This window comes from Methylobacterium sp. 001424705, from assembly GCF_059816145.1.
In genome coordinates this window covers 1-3,121 of record NZ_JCBANU010000069.1, presented here as the reverse complement: position 1 = coordinate 3,121, position 3,121 = coordinate 1, and the positions used below count along the sequence as shown (strand labels likewise).

Here is a 3,121-nt window from a genome sequence, read left to right as displayed (position 1 = left end):
TAAACGCACCAGCGCCCATGGTACTGTGTCTCAAGACACGGGAGAGTCGGTCGCCGCCAGACCTGCACAGAACAAGAGACACGCCCTCACAAACGATCGTCGCACCAGAAAGGCCGCCCTCCGGGGCGGCCTTTCTGCGTTTCCAGCTCCTCGGTCAGTCGCGGCGTCCGTTGGACCATGGCCCTGCGGACATGGGCGTAGGGATCCGGCCCACGTCCGCAGGGTTCGGATCGGATCTACGGACAGGCGGTCTTTCGGACAGGATCCCTGCGGACCGCTCCCTTAGCGCAGGCGGCGTCCGTCCTTCGGGATGGCGGAGAGGTCGAAGGCGTAGCCCTTGGCCGCCAGGGCCTCGAGGACCAGGTACTTCACGGTCACCCGGCGATCGAGGGCCTCCTGCCGCAGGGCCGTCCAGACGGGATCCGGTACCTCGACCTTCAGGACCGTCGCCTTGGTCCGCCGCCTCGCGGAAGCCCGGGCCTTCGGCGTCCGGACCGAACCGGTCTCAATGGTCTCGGCAGGCCGGGGCGTCTCGGGGACTCCCGGGGCGGCCGGCGGCTCCTGGGGGGCGCTCGAGGCCCGGGTGAAGCCGAGGTCGCTCGTCGCGGCCGCCAGCAGCCGGGCCTCCTCCGGACTCGTGTGCGGCCGTGGGCGGGGCGAGGGCAGGAACGGAGGCTTGCTCATCGTCCGGCTCCCGGCTGCTCGGCCAAGTCCTGCTGCGCGGCCTGCTGTTCGGCCAGGATGGCGAGGAGCTCGTTCAGGACGCCGCCCACCTCGGCGGCGGCCTTCGGGTCTCCGCCCGGCCCGGCTGGCGTCGACCCCGTGAAATGCATGGACTGGTACGCGGCCCGCTGGATCACCTCGGTCCGCAGCAGCGGGATGCCGGCACCCTGGATCTCCTCCCGGGCATGCTGGGCGACGCGGTTCTGCAGGGGCGACATCTGGGTCAGGACCACGCGGGCTGGGATCGATCGGCGCAGCATGCGTTCGGCCCGCTGCACCACCTCGTAGGTCCGGAACACCTCCTGCAGGTCCATTCCCGAGATCTTGGTGGGGATCAGCACGAGGTCCGACTCGGCGATCGCGTAGGTGACGGCCTGCGAGGCGGCCCCCTCGAGGTCTACCAGGACGATCCCGTACTGCGTCGCCGCCTCTGCGATGCGGTCGAGGATGACGGTCTCCGTCACGCCCGAGATGACCGCGACGGTGGAGTCCGCCCCCGCGCGCGCGCGCCAGGCGCCCACATGCCCGTTCGGATCGGCATCGACGATGGCCACGCTTCCCCCCTGTCGGGCGAAGGCATCGGCCAGGCAGATCACGAGCGTCGTTTTCCCGACCCCGCCCTTCGTGGAGCAGACGCTGATGACCGCCATCGAAAAGGCTCCCCGGGCTCGTGGGCCCACATTCCCCAAGGTGCAAAACCCCGAGGGCCCCAATGCCCTAATGCCCAAATTCCCAAGAACCCGTAAACCCAATTGGATTCTTGGGCAAAAGGCCATTTGCCCATCTGTATGAGATTTGCTCGTTGTCACAGAGCCTTACGACTTATCGCGTGTGGCGGTTCTGTCGGATAGACCGTCTATCTGGACCGTCGACGCTGTTCGGTTTTCCAAGGAGAACGCCTTCCCTCGGATCGGATGGCCCGGGGGATGAACGGGCGCCCCGGTCCCGGCGGGAAACACCGATCGGGTGCTGCTGCGGGACGACACAAGTCCCTGGTTTGACAGGAGACCCTCTCGCATGCCGAATGTGCGGTCTCGGTCCCTTGCTCGACCGGGGATTCGATCAAGGAACCACCGCCACACCGCAGTAGGACCCTGAAACGACAACGGCCCCCCCGGTCGCCAAACCGGAAGGGCCGTCAAGTCGCAGAATGTGCCAGAGAACACCGAAGGTCTCTAGCACATCACAGCTCCCTCCAGGAGTCAATCGGGAATGTTCATTCTCGAGGCGATGTCGCTCGGCCCGATGCGGTCCCAACCCAGGGACCACCATGTCGTTCGATCACCTGCTCACTCTCGTTAACCATGTTCCCCTGGCCGCTCTGGACGCCCTGAGCCGCGATCTGTGGCGTGCGGCCGGGGAGGGCGCCCTGACGGAAGTCCAGGCCCAGGCCCTCGCCGAAGCCATCCACGGCCGCCGCAAACCGCGCGCCCAGGCCTCCGCCGTTTCCCTCGGAGGCCTCGCGGTCATCCCCCCTCGGACGCCCCCTGAGGCGGCTGTGGAGGCCCCGGGCGCGTCCTCGGGCCAGAACCCGAGCCGGGATCCGCGCCTCTGGTCCTATTTCCCCCCCAAGCGCTCCCAGCGCTCGCCCGACCGGGCCCGCTCACTGGAGCGCCGGCGGACCCTGGCGGCCACCGGGCCCCTGCCGCCGAAGCTCGCCTGCCGCTTCACCACGGGAGAATTGGCGGTCCTCAAGATCGTGGCCGACGCGTTCGTCGCCGGACGCCAGTGCACGCTCTCGATCCCCGAGATCGCCGCCCGGGCTGGTGTGGGCCAGACCAAGGCGCGCCTGGCCCTACGGATCGCCCAGAACCTCGGCCTGGTGTCGATCACGGAACGACGGGTCCAGTACCGTCCCAATCGCACCAACGTGGTTCGGATCGTTTCCCCGAGCTGGCTGGGCTGGCTGGCGCGCTGGAATCCCCGGAGCAAGCCCCCCAAGGCGCTCGCTGCGGAGCCTGCAGCCTTTCGGGGGCCTGGATCTCCCGGCCCTCAAGCCACGGGTACCGTGAAAGGGGGGGAGGGTTCACTTTTGAGAGGCCCACGGAATCAAGGGTTTACGAGAAGAGGAGGAAACGGGCGCGCAACCTGGGGGTGAGGAGCCGCTCCGGCCGAGCGGGCAGAGCTCCGAAGCTCCTGGCCTGCCTCGGGATCAGGGCCCGCGAACCCCCAAAAAGCACGCGCAACGCCAGGGTGAGCTCGTGTCGAGGTCACGCGATCAGGGCAGGATTTCCGGCCTCGTCAGAGCGCGACCTCGACACGGGGTCGCATCCTATGTCTGCGTCCGGAGAGAACCAAACTGCGACATGTGCGTTTTCCCTGTTTCCGGCAGTTGACGGGTCTGGGAGTGATCCGTATACCCCGGTTCATCGGCGGGCGGCCAACGGGGTTGGCGGCT

General features: G+C 67.9%; 3 protein-coding genes. 1 reads left to right on the top strand and 2 read right to left on the bottom strand.

Features of this window, described 5'->3' with window-relative positions; genetic code table 11:
* Positions 1–282 precede the first annotated feature (282 nt).
* Both AC6EUL_RS22755 and AC6EUL_RS22750 read right to left on the bottom strand, forming a co-directional pair.
* On the bottom strand, positions 283–684 hold the full coding sequence (locus AC6EUL_RS22755; RefSeq protein WP_056221332.1) for a hypothetical protein: 402 nt from the start codon (positions 682–684) through the stop codon (positions 283–285).
* The gene (locus AC6EUL_RS22750; protein ID WP_056221330.1) at positions 681–1,373 is read right to left on the bottom strand and encodes a nucleotide-binding protein; all 693 of its coding nucleotides are present in this window, start codon (positions 1,371–1,373) and stop codon (positions 681–683) included. Before AC6EUL_RS22750 ends, AC6EUL_RS22755 begins: the two co-directional genes overlap by 4 nt.
* Positions 1,374–1,993: 620 nt before the next feature.
* Between AC6EUL_RS22750 and AC6EUL_RS22745 the strand changes: the two genes are divergently transcribed.
* Positions 1,994–2,821 (top strand): helix-turn-helix domain-containing protein, encoded by an 828-nt coding sequence (locus AC6EUL_RS22745; RefSeq protein ID WP_499872875.1) that lies wholly within the window; start codon positions 1,994–1,996, stop codon positions 2,819–2,821.
* Positions 2,822–3,121 lie beyond the last annotated feature (300 nt).